The sequence below is a fragment of the Acidovorax sp. IB03 genome, from assembly GCF_016406015.1.
In the GTDB taxonomy this organism is placed as follows: Bacteria; Pseudomonadota; Gammaproteobacteria; order Burkholderiales; family Burkholderiaceae_C; genus Acidovorax; species Acidovorax temperans.
In genome coordinates this window covers 1-24,929 of record NZ_JAEFCH010000009.1, presented here as the reverse complement: position 1 = coordinate 24,929, position 24,929 = coordinate 1, and the positions used below count along the sequence as shown (strand labels likewise).

Sequence of the window (24,929 nt, the reverse complement as noted above, 5' to 3'; positions counted from 1 at the left end):
GCGCCGCATGCGCCAGATCCACGCCGCGGATCAGTCCTCCTCCAGATCCCAGACCAAGTGGGCGTCGATCATCAGACGGCTCTGAGCCCGCAAGGCTTCGACCCGAGCCTGCTCGGCTGCAATGGTCGCGTCAAGGGCTTGTTTGCGGGCAAGCAGCAAGCCCTGCAGATCGACCTCTCCAAGGCTGTAGGCCCTCTGAGTAAGGCGGGCACTGTTCTGCGTAGCGGTCAAGCCTTGGGAGGTCAGGCGCCAGCGTTCATAGCTGCCCATCGCATCGATATAGGTCTCCGTCACTTCCATCTCCACTTCACGGCGCTTGCCGTCCAGTCGGGTGCGCGCTGCCTCGGCCTCCTGCAAGGCCTGCAACATGCGTTCGTTCCGGTAGGTTCCCGCAAGTGGGATGCTGACGCTCACGCCGTAGATGCGCTCGCTGCGCCGTGCTTCTGAGGCGACGAATACTCCGACCGTTGGATCGGGAGTCCGGTCCGCACGCAAGCGGTCCGCAGTAAGCGCAGCCTTTTTGGCCAAGCCCTCGGCCACCCGGATCGGGTCGCTCTCGGCCAGGATGCGCTCAAGCCACTGTGCTTGCGGAGTCTCCAGCGGCAGGGGGTCGGCAATTGGCTGAGGAAGCTCGGTGATCAGGGGAAATCGCGCTCGCAGCTTGGCCTGGGCCTTAGCTTCCGCAGTCGTGGCCGCATTGAGCTGCCGGTCCACCTCTATGAGATCAGTCGTAGCGAGATTGACCTCCAGGACCGACGCATCTCCGGCTTTGCGGCGGCTTTCAACGGCTTTGAGACTGTCCTGAGCGAACCCGCGTTGCTCAGTGATCACTTCCTTGAGCCTGCGCGATGCGACCACATCCATCCAAAGGTCGGCAAGCGTTCGCGCAGACTCGTGCAGCGCCTCCCCTACTTGGGCCTTGGCTATGCCGATCTCCACATCGCCGATGTCGCCATCCAGCTTGGCCTTGCCCCCAATCCTGAACGCTCTTTCCAAGCCTGCTTCCCATTCGTTGGAGCGTCCTCCTGCGCCATACCGTCGGCTTTGCACAGTGGCCCGGGTAGTCCACTCATGCGCCCCCGCGCGAAGCGCTGCGGCGCCGTGCCCGCTGGCGGCCAGCGTACGGCGCGCTTCCAACACGGCTGGATCCTGATCCAACGCTTGGCGCACCAGGGGTGTTGCCAACAGCTCGGGTACGGAACCGTTTACCCACGCGCCGGCCGGCGCGCTCAAAGTCATCAACGCGGCCGATCCCGCGATAGCAATCCACTGTTTCATTCCACTACCCCTTCAACACTCAGTTCGCTAGCCCAGAAGCACAAGCCAGTGCCCTTGAATCTCAGTCGCACCATCTCCAGCGTGCTGCTCAGTTGCTCTTGGTCCAAGATCAATTGGATTTGTACGGCTGCGCCACGGCCCATGACCTGCTCGGCCCCAGACAAGCGGCCGTGAGGCGTGCCATGGCTAAAAGTGGGCGTGCTCGTGAAGACCTGGTCAGGGACTGCGGTCAGCAAGGCATCAAGCAACTTCTCGACAATTTCAGGGCTGCATATCAGTGAAAGACAATGTTTAGGCATGTGATACCTCCTGTGCAGGAGCTTCGATCGTCCTCTTGGGATGGGCGAAGCGCAGGTAAAGAATCGGCAGGAGGATCAGCGTCAGCGCCGTGGCGGTGATGAGGCCGCCGATGACCACGATGGCCAGAGGCCGTTGGATCTCCGAGCCGGGACCCGTTGCGAACAGCAGGGGAATCAGTCCGAAAGCCGTGATTGCTGCTGTCATCAGCACGGGGCGCAGCCTTCGGCGCGCGCCCTGCGTGACGCATTCGACGAGCGATAGACCTTCGGCGTACAGCTGATTGAAGTAGCTGACCAGAACCACCCCGTTGAGCACCGCGATGCCAAGCAACGCAATGAACCCGACGGACGCAGGCACCGACAGGTACTCACCAGTAAGCCACAAAGCAAAGATCCCTCCAACAAGCGCGAACGGAATGTTGCTGAGCACAAGCAGCGCCTGTCGCACCGAGCCGAAGGTCGAGAACAGCACCAGGAAGATCACGCCGAGCGACAGTGGAATCACCAGAGTCAGCCGTTCTGCGGCGCGCTGCTGGTTCTCAAACTGACCGCCCCAGGCAATGCGGTAGCCTGTTGGCAGCTTCACAGCTTGGTCGACCTTCGCTTTGGCTTCTTCTACGAAGCCCACCAGGTCCCGCCCAGTCACGTTGGAGATCACCACGCTGTAGCGGCTTCCCATCTCCCGATCGATCTTCACCGGCCCACTCTCACGTTCGAGCTTTGCCAGCTCTTGCAGAGGAACGCTCTGCCCCTCAGGCGTAGTGATGGTGAGCGCCTCGAACTCCGACGGGGAAATCTTCACCCCGTCAGCTCCGCGCAGCACGATGGGTATGCGCCGATTGCCGTCGATGACCGTACCAGCGCGCTGTCCCTCGATTTGCACCCTGAGCGCATCCTGGACATCTTCGACCGAAAGCCCATATCTGCCCACTGCGACCCGGTCTACAACGACCCGCAGGTACTGCACGCCATCGTTTTCCACGGTGTAGACATCCTGGTTGCCCGGAACCTGCTTCATCAAGCCTTCGATCTGGCTGGCCAACTCGTTCAGCTTGTCCAGGTCAGGGCCGAACACCTTGATCGCGATGTCGCCACGCACGCCGATGATCATTTCAGAAACACGCATGTCGATGGGCTGCGTGAAGCTGTAGCTGATGCCAGGTAATTGGTCCAAAACGCTACGGATTTTCTCGATCAGCGCCTCCTTGTTCTCGAACTTCCATTCATCGCGCGGTTTGAGAACCAGGAAGGTATCAGTCTGGTTCAAACCCATGGGGTCGAGTCCGATCTCGTCGGAGCCCGCACGCGCCACCACGCCAGTGATCTCGGGGATCTCCTTCATCAGCGCCTGGTGGATCTTGAGGTCCAGCGCGGCCGTTTCTTCAAGGCTCACAGAGGGCAGCTTCTCGATCCCCACAATGATGTCGCCTTCGTCCATCTGAGGCATGAAGGTCTTGCCCACGAACGAGTACACCACCGCTGCTGCCACCAGCATGAGACAAGCAACTGCGTATACGATGCGCTCGCGGCGCAGCGCGAACGCCAGAGCGGGTGTATACGCCTTGAGAAGCTGGCGCGGAAGCCAGGGCTCGTGGTGCGCCACCTTGGTCAGCAGGAAGGAAGAGAGCACCGGGATTATGGTCAGGGACAGCACCAGCGAGCTGGCCAGCGCGAACACGATGGTCATTGCCACCGGAACGAAGAACTTGCCCTCCAGACCTTGCAAGGTCAACAGCGGCAGGAACACCAACACAATGATCAGAACGCCAGCGGCGACCGGTGCCGCAACCTCGCGCACTGCGCGGAACACAATGTGCAACCGCGGCAGCTTTCCTTTGGAATTGTCCTCGGTTTGGTGCTGGACGATGTTCTCCACCACTACCACGGCAGCATCCACCAGCATGCCGAGGGCAATCGCCAGCCCGCCGAGGCTCATCAGGTTGGCGGACATGCCGGCTGCGCGCATCAGCAGAAAAGTAGCCAGCGCGGACAACGGGAGCACCACAGCAACAGATACCGCTGCACGAACGTTTCCGAGGAAAGCTCCCAGAAGGACCAGTACCAGCACGGTGGCCTCCAATAGCGCACGAGAGACCGTGCCCACGGCTTTCTCAACCAACTGCGCGCGGTTGTAGAAAACCTTGAGTTCAACGCCCGCAGGAAGGGTAGGCTTGATCTCCTCGATCTTTCGGGTGACTCCTTCCACCACCTTCTGAGCATTCGCTCCGGCTAAGCCCAGCACCAAGCCTTGCACGGCCTCGGCCTTGCCGTCCATGGTCACCACCCCATAGCGTGTGACGCTTCCATCCCGCACCTGCGCCACATCCTGCAGTCGCACGCTGCCGGCCTTGTCGTACTTGACGACGATGGCCTTCAGATCGTCCTTGGTGCGGATACTTCCTTCGCTGCGTACCAGCAGAACTTCGTCACCTTCTCCGAGCCGGCCTGCGCCGTCGTTGCGGTTGTTCGCCTCGATGGAGGACTTGATTTTCGCGGCCGACAGGCCCAAAGCGGACATCTTCACGGGGTCCAGCACAACCTCAAAGCTGTGCACCTTTCCGCCCAGGGCGTTGACGTCGGCTACGCCGGGCACTGAGCGCAATGCAGGCCGGATCACCCAGTCGAGAAGGCTGCGGCGCTCCTCCAGCGTCATGTTCGGCGCCTCCACCGTAAACATGAACATCTCACCCAGAGGCGTGGTCACAGGTGCCATGCCCCCCGTGATGCCTGGCGGCAAGTCAGCGCTGATGTTTGCCAGCCGCTCGGATACCTGCTGGCGTGCCCAGTAGATGTCGGTACCGTCTTCAAAATCCACCGTCACGTCGACCAAACCGTACTTGGTGACAGATCTCAGAATGCGCTGCTTTGGAATGCCCAGCATTTCCACTTCGATCGGTATGGCAACCCGGCTTTCGATCTCCTCAGGAGTCATGCCAGGCGCCTTCATGATGATCTTTACCTGCGTGCTGGACACGTCAGGAAAAGCGTCGATGGGCAGGTTCTTGAAAGCAAACCAGCCTGCTCCCGCCAGGAGCGCAGCTGCCAGCAAAATGAATAGCCGCTGTGCCAGCGCAAATTGGACAAGGCGTGAAAGCATCTCAGTTGCTCCCGCCCTTGCCCTGCCACGCCGCCTTCAGTGCGATCACGGAGGCCGTGGCGACTTCTTGGCCGGCCTGCAGTGCGCCCGCAACACGTACCGTCTGCCCAGCGCTTGCCAGAACCGTGACCGGAGTTGCAACGAAACCTTTGTCCGTACGGACGAAGACGTACGCCTTATCCCCCTGGCGCGCGACCGACTGCAGAGGAATGGACCAACCGTCGGCCGCGTCGGCGAATGGAACCTGCACCTGCACGATTTCTCCCGGTCGCAGCTGTTCGGATCCTTTGGTGATAGCTGCTCTGAGCGTCAATATCTGGTTGTCGCTGACTGCCTGGCCAACGCTCAGTGCCTCGCCTTGTACGCCGGTGCGTCCGATCACAGTGATGGGTGCGCCTTTTAATGTTGCAACCTGCGAGTTGCGCACAGACGGAATCTGGATTTCCAGCCCCAGCTTGCTCGGATTTGCAATGCGCAGCAGCATGTCTGCCTGTTGAACGCGCTGGCCCGGCTTGACCGACAGCTCGGCCACCTGACCGGCGGCCTTTGCGCTGACGGTAACCGTCGACTCGACGTTGCCCCCTTCGGAGACGCGACGAATCCGTGCACTGTCGAGGCCGGCCAGACGCAATGCGGCCTCTGCCTGCCGCTTTCGGGCATTGTTTTGGGCCGCTGCGGCTTCTGCCTCCTGCACGCGCCGTTCAGGAATGATGCCTTCCGAGAAAAGTTGACGTTCACGCTGCAGTGTCTTTTGTGAGAGGCGACTGCTCGAATCCGCCTCCATCAGCTTCAATTGCAATTCGCCGAGCTCGGGACTGATCAGACGCAAAAGCGGCTGTCCGGCTTTGACCGAGTCGTTCTCGGCGACCAGCAGTTGGTCAACGACGCCGGCGAGAGGGGCACTGGCCAGTTGTTCCTGGCCTGGTGCGAGCACGACACGAGCGGAATAGGTCTGCCCAGAAGAGTCGCCAGCTTTGTCAAGGCGTTGCACTTGCACGCCCAAGGACTGCATCTGTGCAGCCGTGACGGGAAACTCGTCAGCCGCAATGGCAGCCAGCGGAGCAGCAGCAATCAGACAGGGGGAGACGAGCACGGCCAGGCGACCAAGCGCCAGCCGGGAAAAACGGTAAAGCATCGGAAAACTCCACAAGCGACCGCAGCCTTGGAATCAGGCGTGCGGTCAGGAAAAGCGAAAGAAAGGGCTTTTCAGGCGTGGAGCGGGGGAGCACGGCCCCCTGGGGGCAGACTTCGGAAGGACGGGAAGGCAGGCGCAACGTAAGTCGGCCAGACATGAGGCTCCCGTGCCTGTTCGGAATCGAATACTTCAGCGAACGCAAAGAAGAGCGCGACGGGTTCGCTAGCGGCACTCGGTTGGCCGAACAGGGCCTGCGGCTGAACTGCCATGGTGGCGTGCGCGAAGAGCGCCAGAGTGTCCCCGTCATCCACATGCAGCGCATCGGCGCCAGCGCCATCGTGTACTGCGCCAATCCAGGAACCGTCGATTCCTGAGTCGTGGTGGTGCTGGTGAAGGGGTGAGGCAATCTGATCCCAGGCCAGAACGAGCACCATCAACCACTTTGCAATCCACAGCGCACGCGCCAGCGAGACCGGAGACCGGCTCGTCTGGAGAGGAAAATGGCGCGAAGGGAAGGACATGTGGAGCCGTATGTAGCAGCGGCATCCATTATGCCGCAACTCGTGAATTTTTTGATAGGTCCTTAAAGGACAAAGTGCATGGACCGCTGCACACCCGAGGCCAATGCCCGGGTGTGCGAGCGGTCAACACACTCGTTGGCGATCAGCCGCCTGCACCGTACAGTTCCTGCCGGTACTTGCGCTCGTCTTCGGTCATGGTCAGGTACTCTTGCTGTACCTGCTCACGCGTTTTTCCAGGCCCCGTCATTTTCATTGGCAACGACGCGCCACGCGACATGATGGCCAGGGTTCCATCCTTGCGAGCCACCTCCACAGCCTGCAGCACCTCGCTACGCGACTTGGTGCTCTGCTGATGTTCAGGATGGGTGACGTAGCCGATCTCGCCTCCGGTGGTGTGGTACAGCGAAGACGCGGACGCCAAGCCCGGCGCGGCGATTGCCACTGCCGCCAGGGAAAGTAGAAACAATTTGCGAGAGCGCATGATGATGTCCTTTTTATTGAGATTGAGCCTTCGGCGACTCGCCTCGGCTATGCCTTTCGACATGGCTGTAACTTTAGAAAATGGGTGGCGACAACGCCCCAACTTCCATATTACAAATTTGTAATCACGATCCATCCCGCCCTCCCAGACAATTGCGCGATGAAGATATTGCTCATCGAAGACGAGGAAAAGCTGGCCATGTACCTGCGCAAGGGACTGGGCGAAGCGGGCCATCTCGTCGACACGGTTCACAACGGGGTTGATGGCCTGCATATGGCCTTGGAAGGCAACTACGACCTGCTGATACTGGACGCGATGCTCCCAGGCATAGACGGTTTCAGCCTGCTGACGGCATTTCGAAAGTCTCGTCAGACCTCAGTGCTCATGCTGACCGCCCGGGTCAGCGTGGAAGACCGCGTACTTGGTTTGCAGACGGGAGCGGACGACTACCTCGTCAAGCCCTTTGCCTTTTCGGAGTTGACGGCGCGCATAGACGCTATCGCCAGGCGGGCCCGCTCCAATGGCGAGACCTTAGAGCCGACGCAGCTGCGCTTGGCAGACCTGGAGGTCGACTTGATAAAGCGCAAGGCCACCAGGGCAGGCCAGCGGATCGACCTGACTGCCAAGGAGTTCCAACTCCTCACGCTATTTATGCGGCGCCAGGGAGGGGTGTTGTCCCGCACGCAGCTGGCAGAATTGGTGTGGGACATGAACTTCGACAGTGAGACCAACGTCGTCGAAGTGGCAATCCGCCGCCTGCGCAGCAAGATGGACGTACCCTTCGGAGTGCCTTTGCTCCACACGGTGCGAGGCATGGGCTATGTGATGGAGGAGCGACTCCCATGACACCGGCCGCCGCGCATCACTCTCTGCGCCAACGACTATCCTGGTGGTTGGCGCTGCAGAGCTTCGCCGGGCTGGGCCTAGTGTGCTTGGCCGTCTATGTCGTGACGCAGGCAAACTTCCACGAAAGGCAGGACGAGACGCTTGCTCAGAAGGAGACCGTCGTCCGGCACCTGCTGGTCGACGGAAAGGAGCACAAGAGCCCTGAAAACCTCGCCCACGAACTCCGCGACTTCCTGGTAGGCCACGGTGACCTGTCGCTACACGTCACGGACACAAATGGGGCCGTTCTGTTTTCGGATACCAGAAATCAGAATCAGCGCACCGTGTTGCGAGAGAGCGTTTTCGATGTCGGGCAAGCGTTGGACTCGGCCTCTGATGTCTTGCGGGTCAAGCTCTCGCTAGACGTCCAGACCGATAACCTGTTGCTGTACCGGCTGCGTCTTACGCTGCTGTTCGCCGCGGTCGGTGGAGCGGTCATCATCACGCTCGGGGGGTTCTTTTTGGTCAAAATAGGCTTGGCACCGGTCGGACATCTCGCGGAGCAAACCCGAGGACTTTCTGCCAATCGATTGCATCAGCGACTTGACGGAGCCTTGCAGCCTTTGGAACTGGTTCCTCTCGTCGATCAGTTCAACAGTCTCCTCGATCACATAGAGAAGGCTTACACACAGATGGAAGGCTTCAACGCCGATGTTGCGCACGAACTGTGCACGCCACTGGCCACGCTCAAGACGAGCAACGAGCTGGCTCTGAGGAATTTGGGCGCTACCGACATCAGCGAAGTGCTGGCATCCAATCTGGAGGAGCTTCAGCGCCTCACGGGAATCGTCAACGACATGTTGTTCCTGTCGCAGGCTGACCGTGGCGTTGGCGCACGCAGGGTGCACACGCCCAGCCTGGCCGCGTTGGCCGAGGAGGTGCTCGACTATCACGAGGCTGCACTGGCCGAAGCAGGGCTCCAAGCCAAGATCATTGGGGATGCTGCGGGGGACTTCGACGTTCCGCTGCTGCGCCGAGCGATCTCCAACCTGCTAGGAAACGCAACACGCTACGCCAAGGTTGGGTCGGAGATCCAAGTCCGTATTGAAGCTCTTGGGCGGCAGCGGGTCATTCTCAGCGTTGAGAACTTGGGCCAGACGGTGGACGTCGAGGACCTGACCCACTTTTTTGATCGCTTTTTTAGGGGAGATCCATCCAGGGCCCATGGACAGGTCAATCACGGGTTGGGTCTGGCGATTGTCAGCGCCATCGCACGTATGCACGCAGGCCAGCCGATCGCTACGTCGGACAATGGAAGAACGCGCGTGGGAGTCGACATCTCAACCAGTGATATGACGTGAATCGGGAGATCACCGCGGCCAGCGCTGGTGCTCGTCATCTATGACGTAGGAATGTGAGTCACTGGCACGGGCCACGAACAGCAGCACGGTGGAAATGCGGGTAGCGGGGGCGCAACTCACGCCGACCGGGGCAGAGGTGCTGAAGGTCGGCCAAGAAGTTGCTGGAATTGGTGAAACTAATTCGTCCAGATGCTGGCGCACAGACTAAATCTTAGGCGTTCAGATCCAAGCGTTTGTTCCTTGCACCTATCGAACACCGGTCCGACCATCCCAGCCTGTGCCCGCCTGGGCTTTGGTCATGACGCGCGTCATCCTCCGTGTGCACGTAGATGCTGGTGATAGAGATAATCGCGGGGCCTCGGTTGTCACGCACAGTATTCAGATTCATGTTGTAGCTTTGACGGGTTGCTGCCCTGTTGCGCATCCAGTGGGTGGCTTGCTCCGCATGCGAAGCAGCTGCCTCGTGGGTCAAGGCCCAGTGCTCACAAGCGCGTTAAGGTGTCGCGAAGCACGCTTTTCACCAGTTCGTGCACTGCACTGCGCTGCGTTCCATAGGCTTAGCTCCCCCAATAGGCGGTAGAAGCAACGGTAGCGAATCACCCTCGCGCGGAGAGGGGCCAGGGCGTTCGCCCGTCGGCAACACATCAGCTCAGATACCAGCTCGTCGGTGGCCGGGATAGCTCGGGTTTTTTGTGCTTTGCCCCGAATCTTCAGCTACCAGCGCTCCCGGCCGTCGGTTCCCCGTCTCCAGTAAAAAACGCTCATCGAGTTGTGGCAGACCTCCGAAATCCGCAGGCCCCCGATGTAGAGAAGTGAGAAAAGCCACCGGTACGGGCCGCTTGAAGGGTAGCCCGAGGCGTGCCGGTGGGGAGGGCTTCAATCGTCGCACGCACTTGCGCCCAGTGTTCGTGACGCAGAAACCTGCTGGTCTTGGCTGGTCGCGCCACGGACTTGCGGCGCTGTAAGGCAAGGGGATTGCCCGCGAGATACCGGGCTTGAACCAGCCAATTGAAGAGACTGTTGAGGATCGACAGCGCCTGGCGTTGGCTCTGCCGCTCCAGCGGCTTGGCGAACGGACACCAGTGGGGCGAGAACCTCGGCGTCTTCTGAGCGACGTACATGACCTGTTGCGTTTTTCAAACTTAATCGCCCCGGAAATGAGGATCGTGAATCACCCCGGGGCGATTCAATCTAATCAGTGAGCACGTATTGCGGTACCGTCAGTCATGGCTGTGACCGTGACCGCTCTTTTCGGAATTGCTGGTCTTTTCGCAACCGACCATTGAGCACAAAAAGGCAACAATCAGAAGCGTGCTGAAGAAGGTTTTGAGAGTTTTCATGGTGATGTCTATTTAGATGATGATCAAAGAATATGCATGATTGCGGCGCCTACGAAAATCGTAGCGGCGCCCTTACTTACTTCAAATGGGTTTGTTCATATCAAGTGTGAGAGACCCAAAAAATGGGGGGTTGTGGCAATTGAAGAGAGCACTTCAATGGGCTACGGAGTTGAGCCCATCCGAGCAAGAATCTCGGGTGCAATGGGACACTTAGTCATATAGGTGAACTGGTAGAGCGCGGCCCCGGCACGCAGGCTTGCATGCTGGCTCCCACCATCTCCACCGCGCACGTGCACCAATGCATTGCGCTACAAGCCCCCGATTTCTAAGATATCTGTATCTGGGATGCAGATATCAGGCCCTATCACTGGACCCGCTTGATGTCGGTGTAGTCACCGCTTGTGCGCAGAATGACTTTCACATCAGCTTTGCCCCGGTTTCGCCAGAACCACCCGTGGTTGCCGGTGAACGCGGCTTCGAGCACGCCTTCATCGGTCGCAACGCCACGGCCTTTTTCGTAGCTGATCGACTTGCCCGGTGCGTCGCCGTGGGTGTCGAAGTTGACTTCCCCGTTTTCCACAACCCACTGATATTGCGTTTTGCCGCCTTCAACCATCTTCAGCTTGATCTCCGTGCCTTCGCCCGGGGTCAGCGTAAAGGGCATCTCGTCTTTCCATACCACTTTGGGCGCTGTGGAAACAGGAGAGGCTGCGACAGCGGGCGGACGAGCTTGTGCCTGTGCTGCATTGGCCGAAGCCATGCCAACTGCTGCCCCAGTTGCCTGTGCTGGAGCTCCTGCGGCGGCAGCTGCATCGGCGGCGGCCTCCGCTGCCAACTGCTTCTTGATCTCGCCCATTTCGGTCAGGCGCAGAATGCGACCAATTCCCGTGGGGTCAATGCCGTAGTCCGCTGGTAGCACAACGGCAACAAGGAGGACGACGGCTGAGATCAAAGCCAGAACGGTGGAGCGAAAAAGCTGCTTCGAAGAGGGCAGTTCTGCGCGGATGGGGGAATCGCTGTTGTACATGTTGAATGTTCCTTGGGTGTTCACGACACGAAATAGCCGGTGAGCTGCATGCCCACCAAAATGAAGCCCGCGCTCATCATGGCGACGTTTGCGGTGTAGGCGTGGCGAAAAAAGCTGGGTGTGCGGCGCCAGTAGCTCATGCCAATCAAGATGACGGCGAGGGCCAGCAGCTGCCCGATCTCCACGCCCACGTTGAAGGCCAGCAGGTTGGGAACCAGCCCGTCGGGCGAAATCTCGTACTCGATGATCTTGGTGGCCAGGCCAAAGCCGTGGAACAGACCAAACACAAGGGTTGCAACCTTGGTGTTGGGTTGGACCCCCAGCCAGCGCTGGAACGCGCCGATGTTGTCCAGCGCCTTGTAGACCACGGACAGACCGATGATGGCGTCGATCAGGTAGCTGTTGATCCCGACGTTGAAGTAAACGCCCAGGATCATGGTGGTTGAGTGACCCAACGCAAACAGGCTCACGTAGATGCCGATGTGTTTGATCCGATAGAGGAAGAAGATCACGCCGAACAGGAACAGGATGTGGTCGTACCCGGTCATCATGTGTTTGGCGCCCAGGTACACGAAGGGCAGCAGATTGACGCCCGAAATTTCCTGGATATAACCCTTGTCACCCGCTGTGACTGCGTGGGCGAAAGCCTCTGCACTGCTGAACACGAGGCAGATGAAGAATGTGAAAAGTAGCAAGATACGGGGGTGCCCGATCGCCCATGGCGAACGTGGCAGCCTGTCTTGGACATGGCTGTGCATGAAGACTCCAATAGTTTGAAAGAAATGAAGCGCTGCTTGGCGCAGCGAGGAATCTGAGACGAGAGAGGAATCAGCCCATGGGCGGGCGTTCTAGCCTAGACACCTGAATCATTTCAATCAACTGCCGCACGTGCCCGAGCCACGCCGGTAACTGCGGCGTAGCCATGCTCCACGTCGTGGGCAGGGCATGCACTTTGTCGTGTGAATGGTCACCTCCATGATGGGGGTGATCGCCAGCAATGCCATGATTCACCATCGCATCCCCATCCTCGTGCACATGACCGTACTCCTGATCACGCTGCGCGTCGGGGGTCGTTGAACTGCCGTGGAGCGCTTCGGCAATAACTGCAATGCCATGGGAGTTCATAACCCCCACAGAGGAGATCATGGTTCCGAACATGATCACCACCAAAACCAGCCATCGCATACCCAACGTTGCCCGGTTGGGGCGAGGGGAATGGGGCAGGCGCGAAGTCATGGGAAGTTTTTGCATGCGTTGTCGTTCCCCGGATTATAGTAACCCCCCGTAGGGGATACTAAGACTATGACACAAACGCATACACATACACATACACATGAATCTCACCCCGCCATCATCAAACGTCTACGCAGAGCTGGGGGGCATCTGAACAGCACCATCGATATGGTGGTCCAGGGACGGAACTGCTTGGACATCGCGCAACAGTTGCAGGCGGTGGAAAAGGCGATTCAACAAGCCAAAAAGGCGCTGATTCAAGAGCACTTGGATCACTGTCTTGAAGACCTTGTGGGGCCTCTTGGAGCAGGCCAGCGCAAAGCAATGGACGAGTTCAGAGAAATCACCCGCTACCTTTAAGCCCGTGGCGCCTGCTGCCCCGAGCGCATGAACCACGAGAACAACAAACATGCTGGACATTTTTTCCCACCGCACTTACCGACACCTGTTCGCCGCGCAGGTGATTGCCTTGATCGGAACCGGCCTGGCCACGGTGGCGCTCGGGCTGTTGGCCTTCGATCTGGCCGGCGACAACGCAGGCATGGTGTTGGGCACGGCCTTGGCCATCAAGATGATTGCTTATGTAGGTGTGGCACCTGTCGCAGCCGCCTTTGCTGATCGCCTGCCTCGGCGCACCATGCTGGTCACACTGGATCTGGTGCGTGCGGCCGTGGCCCTGATGCTGCCGTTTGTTTCCCAGATCTGGGAGATCTACGTCTTGATCTTCGTGCTGCAGGCGGCCTCGGCCGCATTCACACCCACTTTCCAGGCAACGATTCCCGACGTGCTTCCGCTGGAGAAGGACTACACCAAGGCTTTGTCACTCTCCCGCTTGGCGTACGACATGGAAACCCTGGTCAGCCCGATGCTGGCGGCCGCGTTGCTCACTGTGATCAGCTTTCACAACCTGTTCGCTGGCACGGTGGTCGGCTTCCTGGCCTCGGCCGCTCTGGTGGTGTCGGTGGCCTTGCCGGCCCATCCTGCGCCCCAACGCCGCGGCATTTACGACCGCACCACACGCGGACTGCGCATTTACTTGGCCACCCCCCGGCTGCGCGGGCTGCTGGCGATCAGTGCGGGTGTGGCAGCGGCCGGCTCCATGGTGTTTGTCAACACGGTAGTCATCGTTCAGGCCGGGTTGGGCCTGACCCAGAGCGCGGTAGCTCTGGCCTTGGCCAGTTTTGGCGCAGGTTCAATAGTGGCTGCACTGGCACTGCCTCGGTTGCTGGAGAAGCTGCCTGATCGCACAGCAATGCTCGGCGGCATCGGCTTGATGGTCGTGGGTCTTTTCGTGGGCACTTGGTTGGTGGTTGGGCAAATCTCGCTGATGGCCTTGTGGTTCGCAATTGGTCTGGGCTACTCCACCGCCCAGACGCCCTCTGGGCGGTTGCTGCGGCGATCCTCGAATCCAGAGGATCGTCCGGCACTTTTTGCCGCGCAGTTCGCGCTGTCGCATGCCTGCTGGCTGTTGTTCTACCCCTTGGCCGGATGGCTGGGCACGCGGTACGGCATGCCGGTGACTTTTGCGGTGCTGGGCGGTGCAGGTGCACTGGCCGTGTGGGTGGCTTTTCGGGTCTGGCCAGCGCAAGACCCCGAGGTGATCGAGCACGAACACCCGGACTTGCCAACCGGACACACGCATACCCAGGGCTCAGCCGGGAGCGGCGATCAGGCCCGTCATGCGCATGCTTTCGTGGTCGATGACCAGCATCCACACTGGCCCAGCGTGGGTCGTTAATGCCGGAACTCGGTGCCTACAGCGGACTGTTTGTCAGTGCATTCGTCGCCGCCACGTTGCTGCCCACAGCATCCGAGGCCGTGCTGGTTGCACTGCTCCTCACCGAGGCTCACTCGGTCTGGCTGCTCCTGCTGGTGGCAACGGTGGGTAACGTGCTTGGGGCGGTGGTGAACTGGTTCCTGGGCCGCGGGATTGAACGTTATCGCGATCAACACTGGTTCCCAGTCAAACCCGAATCGATGGGCCGGGCGCAACGCTGGTACCAGCGTCATGGCAAGTGGACTTTACTGTTGAGTTGGCTGCCCTTGGTGGGCGATCCGCTCACCGTTGTGGCTGGTGTGATGCGCGAGCCATTCGGCGTGTTCCTCGTGCTGGTGACGCTGGCCAAGTTCGGGCGATACCTTGTTCTTGCAGGCGTTGTGCTCGGCCTGCAGTGAAAAACGCCGCTGACGCGGGGCATCTCGTGAATGGGCACCGAGCCTGTACATGATGACGGCAATCCAATTAATGCAACTCGATTGCATTAAGATGCTCAACTAACGCAACTTTATTGCAATTAAACGCATTCCATGTCCGACTCCCATCACCACCCTAATGACGGCGCTCGCTGGCCTAACGGCGCGCCGGGCCACCATCGCGGTGACACACTTTTGGGATCCGCCAGGTCCCGCTTGACGGGTGTAGCACTGGTATGCGCGGTCCTATGGGTCGCACTCTGGCTCGCTGTCCGGGTGCCGTGATCGATGGTCACTGCACTTTCAATCGACAACGTCACGCTGGGATACGAGCGACATCCGGCGGTGCACCACCTGAGCGTGCGCATCGAGCCCGGGTCTCTGGTGGCGGTGATGGGCCCCAATGGTGCTGGCAAAAGCACCCTGCTCAAAGGCCTGGCGGGTTTGCTCAAACCCCTTGAGGGCCGCATCCGCGGGCTGGAGCGGCAGCGCGTGGCCTACATGCCCCAGCTGGCGCAGGTGGACCGGAGTTTTCCGATCAGTGTCTTCAATATGGTGGCCATGGGTTTGTGGCATGAGATCGGTGCGCTCGGTGGACTGAGCAAGTCACAGCGCCAGCGCTGCATCGATGCCCTGGGCGCCGTCGGGTTGCACGACTTTCGGGACCGGACGCTGGACACCCTCTCGGGTGGACAGTTCCAGCGCGCGCTGTTTGCGCGTCTCATGCTGCAGGACGCGTCGGTGCTCTTGCTGGATGAACCCTTTGCTGCCGTGGACGAACGCACCACCAGCGAACTCACTGTGGTGCTTCAAGGCTGGCATGCAGCAGGCAAGACGGTGATTGCGGTGCTGCATGACGCAGACCTCGTGCGCCGCCATTTTGACCACGCGTTGCTGCTCGCGCGCGAAATGATCGCGTGGGGCGCGCCCGCCGATGCGCTGTCCCCGGCCAACTTGTTGCGCGCCCGGGGTTTGCACGAGGCCTTCGACGACAAAGCGCCGCTGTGCGATGCACCACAGCACCAGCAAAATCACGCGTCGGCTGTGGAGGTCGCACCGTGATCGAAGCCGTATGGTTGGGTCTTAACGCGGCACTGTTCGGGCCATTCACCGAATTCAGCTTCATGCAGCGGGCGCTGGCCGGTTGCCTGGCCTTGTCCCTAAGCGCAGCACCGATGGGGGTTTTTCTGATGTTGCGACGCATGAGCCTGATGGGCGATGCGATGGCGCACGGCATCCTGCCCGGTGCGGCTTTGGGCTATCTCTACGCCGGGCTGTCCTTGGGGGCGATGACCGTGGGTGGCATCGCTGCGGGCGTGCTGGTGGCCGTGGCCGCAGGCCTAGTAGCACGCAGCACCGTGCTCAAGGAAGACACCAGCATGGCGGCCTTCTACCTGCTTTCGCTCGCCTTGGGGGTGCTCATCGTCTCTACGCGCGGCAGCAACGTGGATCTGTTGCATGTACTGTTCGGCACAGTGCTGGCGCTCAACAACGACGCGCTCATCCTGCTGGGCGGCATCAGCAGCCTCACCTTGGTGGGGCTGGCGTTTTTGTACCGTCCGCTGGTCATGGAATGTCTGGATCCTGCCTTTCTGCGATCGGTCAGCCGGTGGAGCCCGGTGGCGCACTACGGCTTCCTGGGTTTGCTGGTCATCAACCTGGTCGCGGGTTTTCATGCGCTGGGCACCCTGATGTCGGTGGGCCTGCTGGTGCTGCCTGCTGCTGCGTCGCGTTTCTGGGTGCGCGAGATCACCGCCATGCTGTTCTTGTCTTCGTGCATGGCCATGTTGGGCAGCGCTAGTGGACTCCTCATCTCGTACCACGCCGACCTTCCAACGGGTCCCACCATCGTTCTCTGCCTGGGTGTTCTTTATCTGCTCTCCCTTGTCTTCGGCCAACAAGGCCTGCTGCAACCCCGATCCTCGCATCATCTGAAAGCTTGACATGACACCAGACCCCATTCGCCCCACGGCAGCGCGCGCGCTACGCGCCTTTTTGCTCGTCGCAGTCGTTGCCGGCACCCCCCTTGTGCACGCGGCGGGCGAGGTCAAGGCCGTGGCTACCTTCAGCATCCTGGGCGACTTCGTGCGACAGGTCGGAGGCGAGCGCGTTCAGGTGAACGTGCTGGTGGAAGCGGGCGGCGACGCACATGTGTTCCAGCCCAGCACTGCTCAAGCGCGAACGGTATCGCAGGCCCAGTTGGTGTTCTCAAATGGCCTGGGCTACGAGAGTTGGGTGAAACGGCTGCTGCAGTCGGCCAGCTTCAAAGGCACACATGTGACCGTAACCCAGGGCTTAAAGCCGCTGATCAGCCAGTCCTCCGGTGGGCAAGGCAATGACCATGGTCACGGGCATGCCCACGGCGAGGCGGATCCACATGCCTGGCAAAGCGTGAAACTGGCGCAGCAGTACGTGAGCAACATTGCGCAGGCCTTGTGCAAGGTGGATGCACAAGGCTGCGACATGTACAAACAAAATGCCAAAAACTACAGCGCGGAACTGACCCGGCTCGATGCCGACATTGCGACAGCGTGGGCAGCCATCCCGGTGGCAAGCCGCAAGGTCATCACCTCGCACGACGCTTTTGCGTACTATGCCCGAGACCACCAGGTGCGGTTCCTCGCCGCACAGGGCACCAGCACCGACGCTCAAGCTTCTGCCCAGGGTATCGCCCGCTTGGTGCGCCAGATCAAGGCTGAGCAGATCAAGGCCTTGTTTGTGGAGAACATCGCCGATGCACGCTTGATCGAGCAGATTGGCCGGGAAACAGGCGTCAAGCCATCCGGGTCGTTGTATTCCGACTCGCTCTCGGCGCCCGGCGGTACTGCGGCAACCTACATCACGATGATGCGCCACAACACGCAGGCGCTGACGAATGCGGTGAAGGGGCGGTGAAGGGGCAGTGTTGCGAAGATAGGTGGGGGCGCCCAGCTAGGTAAGCTTCCCTCTGGATCGAGGGCGCAGCGCCTCAAGCGCGTTCTTGATCGTGGATGCGCAGAGAGTGAAGAACACGGACACAGCGGCCTTGAAGGGCTATGACGCGGGCAAGAAAGTCTCGGTTATCAAGCGCCATATTGCGGTGGACACTCACGCAATTGACTCACAGGCTCGCTGTTTCGCCATCAAACTGACCAGCCGAGTTTGTGAGCTTTTGTGGTCTGGTCATGGCGCGCATCATCTTCTGTATGCACATAAATGCTTGTGGTGGAAATATTCGCGTGACCAAGGTTGTCACGCACAGCCTTGAGGTCCATGTTGTCGCTCTGATGGGTGCCCGCCGTATGTCTCATCCAGTGGGCGGAGGCCTTCTCCACATGAGAGGCGGCGGCCTCATGGTCAGGACCTAGCGCTCGCAGGCGGGCTGCGGTTTCACGGAAGATATTCTTGACCAGCTCGTGCACCGCGCTGCGTCCCATAGGTTTAGACCCACCAATCAACGGCAGGAGCAGTGGGGCGGAATCGCCCTCACGAGGTAGAGGTCCCAGGTCATTCGACTTTCGGTAGCGCATCAGCTCTGAGACCAACTCGTCTGTCGCGGGGATCACTCTGGTTTTTTCTCCCTTGCCACGAACCTCCAGCCACCAGCGTTCTCGTCCGTCAGCTCCTCGGCGCCAGTAAAAATCTCCCATCGAGTTGTTGCAGACCTCAGAAATCCGCAGGCCACCGATGTAGAGGAGCGAGAAGAGCCACCGATATCGGGCCGCTTGGAGAGCGAGGCGAGGCGTGCCAGTGGGAAGGGACTCAATCGTTGCGCGTACTTGCGCCCAGTGCTCGTGTGGCAGGAACCTGCTGGTCTTGGCTGGTCGCGCCACAGATTTGCGACGGCGCAGAGCTAAGGGGTTGCCCGCCAGATACCCGGCTTGAACTAGCCAGTTGAAGAGGCTGTTGAGGATCGAGAGTGCCTGGCGCTGGCTCTGCCGATCCAGAGGCTTGGCGAACGGACGCCAGTGTGGCGAGGACCTCGGTGCCTTCTGCGCGACCTGCATGACCCATCGATCAACCGGTTGGGGATTTTCCAAAAAGGACTCGTAGGCCAGGAAGTCCTCGTGGGTCAGATCGGACAGGGCCTTACCGTGCTGGTGCACACACCAGAGCAACAGCCTTTCCGCCTCCTTGCGATAGCTGGCCAACGTGGCTGTTGAATCCTTGTAGCGCGCCAGCCAAGCCAAAACTGCAGAGCGATCGTCATTGGCCGCAACCTGGGGCAGGCCCTGTGCCCGATTTCGGCCACGCTCTCCGGAAAGATGAACGGGTAGCACCAAGCCGTCCAAGGGCTCAAGATGCGCCAAAACGGCCGGTGCGACGATCAAACTGCTCATGAGCCAAATTCTATGGACATTAGAGTAATTATGTCCATAGATTGGAAATAATATCGTTGATTTATACGTTATACGTTGTATTATTTGAGAATGAGCGAAGAATCAGAAATCCAAGCTGAAGTCGAGGCCCTGCGGGAGCGTTTCAGCGACACGAAAGCGTTGTACCGCGAGGTTTGCGCGTTGCTGTTTTTCCGGTACGGCATCACGCCCACCGCGAGCAAGCTGTATCAGCACGTGCGAAAAGGCTCCATGAGCGCGCCGGCCGAAGCATTGGCCAAATTTTGGGAGGACCTACGCGGCAAAGCTCGGGTGGAAATTGACCACCCGGACCTTCCGGACGCGTTGAAACAAGCTGCAGGCCAGACAGTCAGCGTGATGTGGACCCAGGCAACGGAGTTGGCGCGCGAGGAGCTAGCTGTCCTGCGCGTCGAGGCACACGCAGAGGCCCAGAGTGCACAGGCAGGCCTGCAGGAGGCTCTGCAGCGAAGCGCCGTCCTGGAGACCCAGATACAGACCGCACAGACCAAAGTCACCGAACTGGAGACCCGAGCTCAGGCCCTTGCTGCAGAGCTTGAGCAAGAACGGCGTGCGCACGCTGCGAGCACAGCGAGAGGTGAGGCGCTGTCCAGGCAGGTGGATGAGCTGAAGCAGGAGCAATCGAAGAGCAGGCAGCATTTCAGCGCCGAGTTGGAAAAAGGACGTGCAGCTATTGATGAAGCCGCCCAGCGATCTATCGAAGCGGAGCACCGGGCGCTTCGGGAAATTGACCGAGAGCGAACCGTGCGTGCCCAAGCGGAAAAGCAATTGGAGCAATTGCGAGGCAAGCTAGCAGAGACCGAACGCGACTGTCACGCCAAACTACTCGAAGCCAATGCTGCACAGAGCAGGTTGGCAGCAGAAACAGACGGTGCTCGCGCCTCCTTGGCCGAAATCACCAGGGCGCACCAGGCGCAATCGGCCGAGCTACAGCAAGCTCTTCAGGCAGTTGCACAGCACAAGGCGGAAGCTGGCACCTTGCGTGAACTGGTGGAGCAGTTCAGACCGAAGCAGAAATCTTCTCGTAAAAAGCGTGGTGGTGAAGCGCCAGAGGTCAAGTGATCAGGCTTCTGACGAGTCAAGGGTGACGCATCAATACAAGAAGAAATAAACGACCATTCTTTAATAACCAAAAGGCTTAAGAGTCAAAACTTGCCGAATCCTGGCTTGCCCTCGAATGGAGATCGCGTTGCTCGCCGCGACTACTGCGGCGGATGCTGCGCGCCAGCAGCTAACAGCGGAACTGATGCGCCGCCTGTATACCTTTCAGGCGCAGCCGAAGCTGCCACAAGAACATGATGAAAAATCCAAATCTTGATCAGCAGCCTCTGCCTAACCGCCCCAAATTTTGCCCTTTACGAGCAGCCCTTGAGGAGTGCTGCGCGGGCCTCTTCAAATCGCCCCGGGTTTTCTAGACATCTCTGAGCCTCAAACCTGAGGCCCCATAGGAGGTGCCATGAGCAAGCAGCGATACCCAGAAGAATTCAAGACCGAAGCGGTCAAGCAGATCACTGAGCGAGGCCACAAGGTGGCTGACGTGTCGCCCCTTTGCAGATCCGCGCGAATTTGATTCAATCGGCACTGCCCGAAAGAGGCAGCATGCCAATTCGTGTGCATGGGGGCTACAACGGCGCGTGCCGCCTTATGCGCTCCACCGCAGCGATTTGTTTGCGCCGGACTTGAAGTTGCGAAAACGGCCCCTATGTCCGACTTCGAGGAGAGCGGCCTGGCGGCAAGCGCGTTGGGCGAACATTCAACCAGTTGGAGCGATCATGGCGAAACGGAGTTGGAGCGCAGATGCGGCGAAAAAGCGCATTGCAGCGCGGATGGCCGAGGTGAAGACGGTGACCATCAAGGAGTACGTGCGAACCACCGACCTGCAAGGGATAGGCAACGGGGTAGCCTATCGGGTGCACGGCGTGCACCTGTACGTCGACATCCTGAACATCGGCGACATGCTCAATGTCACGGACTTTGAGGGCACAACGAGCCATCGCCGTACCCTCAGATTCCTGAACCTCCACTACCGCGCCGTTCGAGATATCCTGTTGGATGTGGATGCAATTGAGGTCGACTTCCACAACCAGCGACTGCATGCGGTCTTTGCAAAGCCATATGGCGATGAGAAAGCCCGCATCCTCAAAGCAGTGGCCACCGCTCAATTGATCCGTGACGTTCTTACCCAGACTGGGGAAGGTGGTGACGACCCCTTGCCCGCGGCAAAGACCCGGGTCGGCATCGACTCCGGTACAGCCCTTGCCGTGAACAATGGCCGACGCTCAAGCCGCGAGCCTCTGTTTCTTGGCAACCCCGCCAATCAGGCTGCTAAGCGAGCAGGCGGCGAGGTTGAGGGCACCTACATGACCAACACTGCGCGTGTTGTGCTTGGGTGGGACGAAGTCATCGATGTGGATGCAACTGCAGTGACCCAAGCGCAGGTGGAGGAGGCTCAGAAGGCAGCAAGCCTCTCGGTGAGCGTCGACAGCGTCGTCAAGAACTGGGAAGCCGACTTGGCCAAGAACCCGATCGCGTCGTTTGATTTCTCTCGCCATACCCCTCCGTTCAAGGGCATCGACTTGGAGACGTTGACGCCTGGCAACTCGCGTCGCCAGGAGAGTACATCCGTGTACGCCGACATCGACAATTTCACGCGCTACATCACCGATCGAATTGACGAAGACGAAAGTGCAGCAAGTGTGGTTAAGACCCTACACGTACTGCGTGGCGAACTTGATTCGGTGCTCTACGACGATTTCGCGGGCCGGAAGATCCGCTTCATCGGAGACTGCATCCACGGCATCTTGGTAGAGGGAACCGCTCAAACTACCGATGACGCCGAGACAGCCAAGAACGCGCTGTTGTGCGCTGCGGCAATGCGCAGCAGCTTCAACCTTGCGATGAGCGAACTGAAGTTGGCAGAGATCGACGCAGGCGATCTCGGCTTGGCGATCGGCTTGGAGCACGGAATCATGTCGCTCACCCGGCTTGGCATTAAAGGTGAGCGCACCAGGTGCTGCATCAGCCGCTCTGTACTCGCCTCCGAGGGCGAGCAGAAGCGGTGCAATGGCCGCCAGACCGCCATGGGGCCAGAACTCTACAAGCATGTTCCTGAGCCACTGCAGACTCTCTTCGGTGTCACCCGGCGCCGCGCAGACTTCGACTATGCGGCGGCCGAAGAGGCGCTTGCCCCCAAAACCGAGTCGAAGAAGGCAACCTCAATCAGCGGGGGGCTTCTCCAGCCCGCCACGGGCACTGCAGCAGCTGCCGGCTTCTCCTTTGGCAAGGTCGCGGCGCAACCCTCAAATAGCCAACGAGGCTTTGCTTGAACTGGTTTCAGCGATTTCCGGACCGTCTGGAGCAGGAGAAGCAAGCACTCGGGGAACTGCTCGCTCAAGGATGGGTGAAGCAAGTAGTTTGGTCAGTCGACGAGTCAGCGGGCACTGTATCAGCTGAGGTCGATTTTGAAGCGGGTGGCAAGCTTCGAGAGGCTCAACTCGTCTATCCGTTTGTATATCCCTTCTGCCCTTTGCAAGTGATGCCGCGGGCGAGAGGGGAACGTTGGTCGACCCACCAGTGGCCCAGCGGGGAACTGTGTTTGGAGATGCGCGCAGACAACTGGCACGTAGACTTCAACGGGGCTGACATGCTGCTCAGCGCGCGCAAGCTGCTGGGCACCGAAGCGCAAGTGGATAGTGCCGGCAATGCAAGGCGGGTGCCAGCAATCCATCAGTTCACTCAGGCGCAGTTGTTGAATTTGAAAGGTGTGCGTCTCGTCATCAGTGACGCCTTGATTGCCGAAGTCATCCGGCGGGGAGGTGAAGTCCATGGACTGGACCTCAAGGCCATCGATCATGCTGGTTGCGTCGTGTTTTTTGCCGTTGGACTAGTTGGTTCGGCAGAGCATGGCGCCTGGGTGGATGTGGGGATCCCTCTGCATTTGCGAGCCAAGGCGGATCGGATCGCGCGAATCACGGTGATGCAAAAAGACGATGCGCGCCATCTCGCAATGGTCGACAAGAGTCTCTCTCCCGGGGAGGTTTGGGCCCAGTTTTCTCCCATAGCGTACTCTGGGTACGGCATCGTCGTTGGCTTGTTGGATGGCCAGGTGCTAGCCAAATGGCTGGGAGATAAGGCCTACGATATTGCCAAGGTTCCTATGGACAATCAACAACGAGCACCGGGGCGCAACAAGGCGATAGCCGACAAACGTGTGGCCATCGTGGGGTGTGGCTCAATGGGAAGCAAGGTCGCCGCTAGTCTTGCGCGTTCGGGGGTCACAGACTTCTACCTTGTCGATGGCGATGTCATGAAGATTGCCAACGTGGTGCGCAACGATCTCGACTGGACAGCAGTCGGCGCCCACAAAGTGGAAGGTGTGACGGAGCGCTTGCAGGCAATCAACCCGGGCATCGAAGTCGATGGCTGGATAGGTAACCTTGGCGGCCAATTTTCCACAGCAAACCTGGTCACATGTTTAGGCAAGCTGGCGGGGTGTGATCTCATCGTGGAGACCACAGCGAGCGGCCAAGGTTTCGGCATGGCTGCCCAGGTTGCGACTATGGATTGCATCCCAATGGTTTGGGGGCGCGTATTCGGAGGAGGATATGGCGGCTATGTTGCACGCAGTCGGCCTGGCCTTGAAGCAAATGCGCTTGATGTACGACATGAGATATACACCTGGATGACCAATCCAGACTTCCCAAAGCCGCCCAAAGACAGCGACATCGACTATGGAGTCGAGCCTGACGACCAGCCGAGCATGATTGCTGATGATGCAGATGTGTCAGTTATCGCCGCACATTTGACACGCTTGGCCCTTGATGCATTGCTTCCAGCCACCGAGTCGGATTACCCGAATTCGGCCTATGTCATCGGGCTGCGTGCAGAGTGGATCTTCGCAGAGCCTTTTCAGACATTCCCAATCTTGCTCAAGGCGCCGCTGGCCATGGATGGGATTGACGCCGGCCGATCGGCGCCCATTACCGACTTGCCAGAACTTCTACAACCTGCGGCTGCGGCGTGATCGACGTCATTCTTAGCGCTAGGTGTGTGCGCAAGCTCAAGAGGGAGTTAAAAATTGCGGGGCGCAACGAGATTGGCGGCGTGATGGCCGCTGAGCAGATCGCCGACGGTCAGTTTGTGGTCAGGGACCTTTCGGTGCAGCGCAACGGCACCCCAACTTCGTTTGTGCGCGACCCGTTGCAGCATCGCAAATTCATGAGGCGCTTCCGCCTGCTCACGGGCAACAATCCCGAGCGCTTCAACTACCTGGGTGAGTGGCACTCACATCCCAGCTTTCTGGCACTGCCCAGCCCGCCTGACCTTCGGAACATGCACGACGAGATGCATGATCCTGACCAGGCTTCATCGTTTCTCGCGTTGCTGATAGTTAGGCTGGGCAAGAGCGGCAAGCTCGTGGGCTCCACCCATGCCTTTCGCAGAGCGTTCGCGCCAGTTCGCGTCAGGCTATCTGCAGCGGACGGCGTGTCCGTTCAAGAAGAGGTGGATTTCAGAACGCAAGGGCTTTGGCGGCTTCTGCAACATGATCAGGGTGCGGTCACATCAACCAAAACGCTTTCGCAGAGAATTTTGAGGATATCAGTGTGAGTACAGAAAATGAGCGTCTACAAACGGCGCAGTGGGTGTTGGAGCGCAATCTTGGTTGGATTGCTGCAGCCGAAGTAAAAGTAGGCGTGATCGTCGCTATCGACACGGCTATGCTGGGTGGAGTAACCATCCCCCGGCAAAGCCGGGGGCATTCGGGATGTGAGCCGCTCAAAGCGG

Annotated in this window: 24 protein-coding genes and 2 pseudogenes; 17 read left to right on the top strand and 9 right to left on the bottom strand. The window is 59.5% G+C overall.

Annotation, left to right across the window (positions count from 1 at the left end; all coding sequences use genetic code 11):
- Positions 1–30: 30 nt before the first annotated feature.
- From IHV84_RS07230 to IHV84_RS07215, 4 genes are read right to left on the bottom strand one after another with little or no spacing between them, the layout of a single operon-like run.
- Positions 31–1,278, bottom strand: coding sequence for a TolC family protein (locus IHV84_RS07230; protein WP_198846359.1), 1,248 nt, complete (start codon positions 1,276–1,278; stop codon positions 31–33).
- Positions 1,275–1,577 carry a DUF3240 family protein gene (locus IHV84_RS07225; protein WP_086914281.1) on the bottom strand — a complete coding sequence of 101 codons (303 nt, stop codon included), beginning with the start codon at positions 1,575–1,577 and terminating at the stop codon, positions 1,275–1,277. Before IHV84_RS07225 ends, IHV84_RS07230 begins: the two co-directional genes overlap by 4 nt.
- Entirely contained in the window at positions 1,570–4,674 is a 3,105-nt protein-coding gene (locus tag IHV84_RS07220) for an efflux RND transporter permease subunit (RefSeq protein WP_086914282.1), read from the bottom strand. Before IHV84_RS07220 ends, IHV84_RS07225 begins: the two co-directional genes overlap by 8 nt.
- 1 nt (position 4,675) lies before the next feature.
- A complete protein-coding gene (locus IHV84_RS07215) occupies positions 4,676–5,809 on the bottom strand; it encodes an efflux RND transporter periplasmic adaptor subunit (RefSeq protein ID WP_086914283.1) in 1,134 nt (377 codons plus the stop codon).
- A gap of 155 nt (positions 5,810–5,964) precedes the next feature.
- Between IHV84_RS07215 and IHV84_RS07210 the strand changes: the two genes are divergently transcribed.
- Positions 5,965–6,183 (top strand): hypothetical protein, encoded by a 219-nt coding sequence (locus IHV84_RS07210; protein ID WP_198846358.1) that lies wholly within the window; start codon positions 5,965–5,967, stop codon positions 6,181–6,183.
- 289 nt (positions 6,184–6,472) lie between these two features.
- Here the strand turns inward: IHV84_RS07210 and IHV84_RS07205 are convergent, their stop codons facing one another.
- Positions 6,473–6,874 carry a DUF4148 domain-containing protein gene (locus IHV84_RS07205; RefSeq protein ID WP_233099875.1) on the bottom strand — a complete coding sequence of 134 codons (402 nt, stop codon included), beginning with the start codon at positions 6,872–6,874 and terminating at the stop codon, positions 6,473–6,475.
- Positions 6,875–6,970: 96 nt separating this feature from the next.
- On the opposite strand from IHV84_RS07205, the gene IHV84_RS07200 reads away from it, so the two are divergent.
- Both IHV84_RS07200 and IHV84_RS07195 read left to right on the top strand, forming a co-directional pair.
- Entirely contained in the window at positions 6,971–7,657 is a 687-nt protein-coding gene (locus IHV84_RS07200; protein ID WP_198846357.1) for a heavy metal response regulator transcription factor, read from the top strand.
- On the top strand, positions 7,654–8,997 hold the full coding sequence (locus IHV84_RS07195) for a heavy metal sensor histidine kinase (protein WP_198846356.1): 1,344 nt from the start codon (positions 7,654–7,656) through the stop codon (positions 8,995–8,997). The genes IHV84_RS07200 and IHV84_RS07195 overlap by 4 nt, the downstream gene beginning before the upstream one ends.
- Before the next feature lie 1,704 nt (positions 8,998–10,701).
- Here IHV84_RS07195 and IHV84_RS07190 read toward each other — a convergent pair.
- The 3 genes from IHV84_RS07190 to IHV84_RS07180 form a co-directional block, all read right to left on the bottom strand.
- On the bottom strand, positions 10,702–11,364 hold the full coding sequence (locus tag IHV84_RS07190; protein ID WP_198846355.1) for a transmembrane anchor protein: 663 nt from the start codon (positions 11,362–11,364) through the stop codon (positions 10,702–10,704).
- Positions 11,365–11,384: 20 nt separating this feature from the next.
- On the bottom strand, positions 11,385–12,122 hold the full coding sequence (locus tag IHV84_RS07185; RefSeq protein WP_198846354.1) for a HupE/UreJ family protein: 738 nt from the start codon (positions 12,120–12,122) through the stop codon (positions 11,385–11,387).
- A gap of 70 nt (positions 12,123–12,192) precedes the next feature.
- Positions 12,193–12,615 carry a hypothetical protein gene (locus tag IHV84_RS07180; protein ID WP_198846353.1) on the bottom strand — a complete coding sequence of 141 codons (423 nt, stop codon included), beginning with the start codon at positions 12,613–12,615 and terminating at the stop codon, positions 12,193–12,195.
- 51 nt (positions 12,616–12,666) lie between these two features.
- On the opposite strand from IHV84_RS07180, the gene IHV84_RS07175 reads away from it, so the two are divergent.
- The 7 genes and pseudogenes from IHV84_RS07175 to IHV84_RS07145 all read left to right on the top strand — a co-directional run.
- Entirely contained in the window at positions 12,667–12,957 is a 291-nt protein-coding gene (locus IHV84_RS07175; RefSeq protein WP_198846352.1) for a metal-sensing transcriptional repressor, read from the top strand.
- A 49-nt stretch (positions 12,958–13,006) separates the two neighbouring features.
- Positions 13,007–14,335, top strand: coding sequence for an MFS transporter (locus tag IHV84_RS07170; protein WP_198846351.1), 1,329 nt, complete (start codon positions 13,007–13,009; stop codon positions 14,333–14,335).
- The gene (locus IHV84_RS07165) at positions 14,335–14,772 is read left to right on the top strand and encodes a YqaA family protein (RefSeq protein WP_198846350.1); all 438 of its coding nucleotides are present in this window, start codon (positions 14,335–14,337) and stop codon (positions 14,770–14,772) included. The genes IHV84_RS07170 and IHV84_RS07165 overlap by 1 nt, the downstream gene beginning before the upstream one ends.
- Before the next feature lie 306 nt (positions 14,773–15,078).
- A complete protein-coding gene (gene aztA, locus IHV84_RS07160; protein ID WP_198846349.1) occupies positions 15,079–15,852 on the top strand; it encodes a zinc ABC transporter ATP-binding protein AztA in 774 nt (257 codons plus the stop codon).
- Between the two features lie 14 nt (positions 15,853–15,866).
- Entirely contained in the window at positions 15,867–16,733 is an 867-nt protein-coding gene (locus tag IHV84_RS07155; RefSeq protein ID WP_370541221.1) for a metal ABC transporter permease, read from the top strand.
- Position 16,734: 1 nt separating this feature from the next.
- Complete coding sequence (locus IHV84_RS07150; protein WP_198846348.1) at positions 16,735–17,685, top strand: metal ABC transporter solute-binding protein, Zn/Mn family; 951 nt, start codon at positions 16,735–16,737, stop codon at positions 17,683–17,685.
- 70 nt (positions 17,686–17,755) lie between these two features.
- A pseudogene (locus IHV84_RS07145) lies at positions 17,756–17,929 on the top strand (transposase); the annotation flags it as partial.
- On the opposite strand, the gene IHV84_RS07140 reads toward IHV84_RS07145, so the two are convergent.
- Positions 17,913–19,109, bottom strand: coding sequence for a tyrosine-type recombinase/integrase (locus IHV84_RS07140; RefSeq protein WP_198846347.1), 1,197 nt, complete (start codon positions 19,107–19,109; stop codon positions 17,913–17,915). The pseudogene IHV84_RS07145 and the gene IHV84_RS07140 sit on opposite strands and share 17 nt — an antisense overlap.
- A 90-nt stretch (positions 19,110–19,199) precedes the next feature.
- Here IHV84_RS07140 and IHV84_RS07135 point away from each other — a divergent pair, with 90 nt between their 5' ends.
- The 7 genes and pseudogenes from IHV84_RS07135 to IHV84_RS20370 all read left to right on the top strand — a co-directional run.
- Positions 19,200–20,207: a DNA-binding protein gene (locus IHV84_RS07135; protein WP_198846346.1), complete on the top strand. Its 1,008-nt coding sequence runs from the start codon at positions 19,200–19,202 to the stop codon at positions 20,205–20,207.
- A 115-nt stretch (positions 20,208–20,322) separates the two neighbouring features.
- Positions 20,323–20,463, top strand: a complete 141-nt coding sequence (locus tag IHV84_RS07130; protein ID WP_198846345.1) for a hypothetical protein — start codon at positions 20,323–20,325, stop codon at positions 20,461–20,463.
- Between the two features lie 138 nt (positions 20,464–20,601).
- Positions 20,602–20,688: pseudogene (locus IHV84_RS07125) on the top strand (transposase); the annotation flags it as partial.
- Positions 20,689–20,917: 229 nt separating this feature from the next.
- Entirely contained in the window at positions 20,918–22,471 is a 1,554-nt protein-coding gene (locus IHV84_RS07120) for an adenylate/guanylate cyclase domain-containing protein (RefSeq protein WP_198846344.1), read from the top strand.
- Entirely contained in the window at positions 22,468–24,168 is a 1,701-nt protein-coding gene (locus IHV84_RS07115; protein ID WP_198846343.1) for a ThiF family adenylyltransferase, read from the top strand. The genes IHV84_RS07120 and IHV84_RS07115 overlap by 4 nt, the downstream gene beginning before the upstream one ends.
- On the top strand, positions 24,165–24,752 hold the full coding sequence (locus IHV84_RS07110) for a Mov34/MPN/PAD-1 family protein (RefSeq protein WP_198846342.1): 588 nt from the start codon (positions 24,165–24,167) through the stop codon (positions 24,750–24,752). Before IHV84_RS07115 ends, IHV84_RS07110 begins: the two co-directional genes overlap by 4 nt.
- Positions 24,749–24,929: hypothetical protein (locus IHV84_RS20370; RefSeq protein ID WP_233099873.1), on the top strand; the 181-nt coding region annotated here is incomplete at its 3' end. The genes IHV84_RS07110 and IHV84_RS20370, both read left to right, overlap by 4 nt.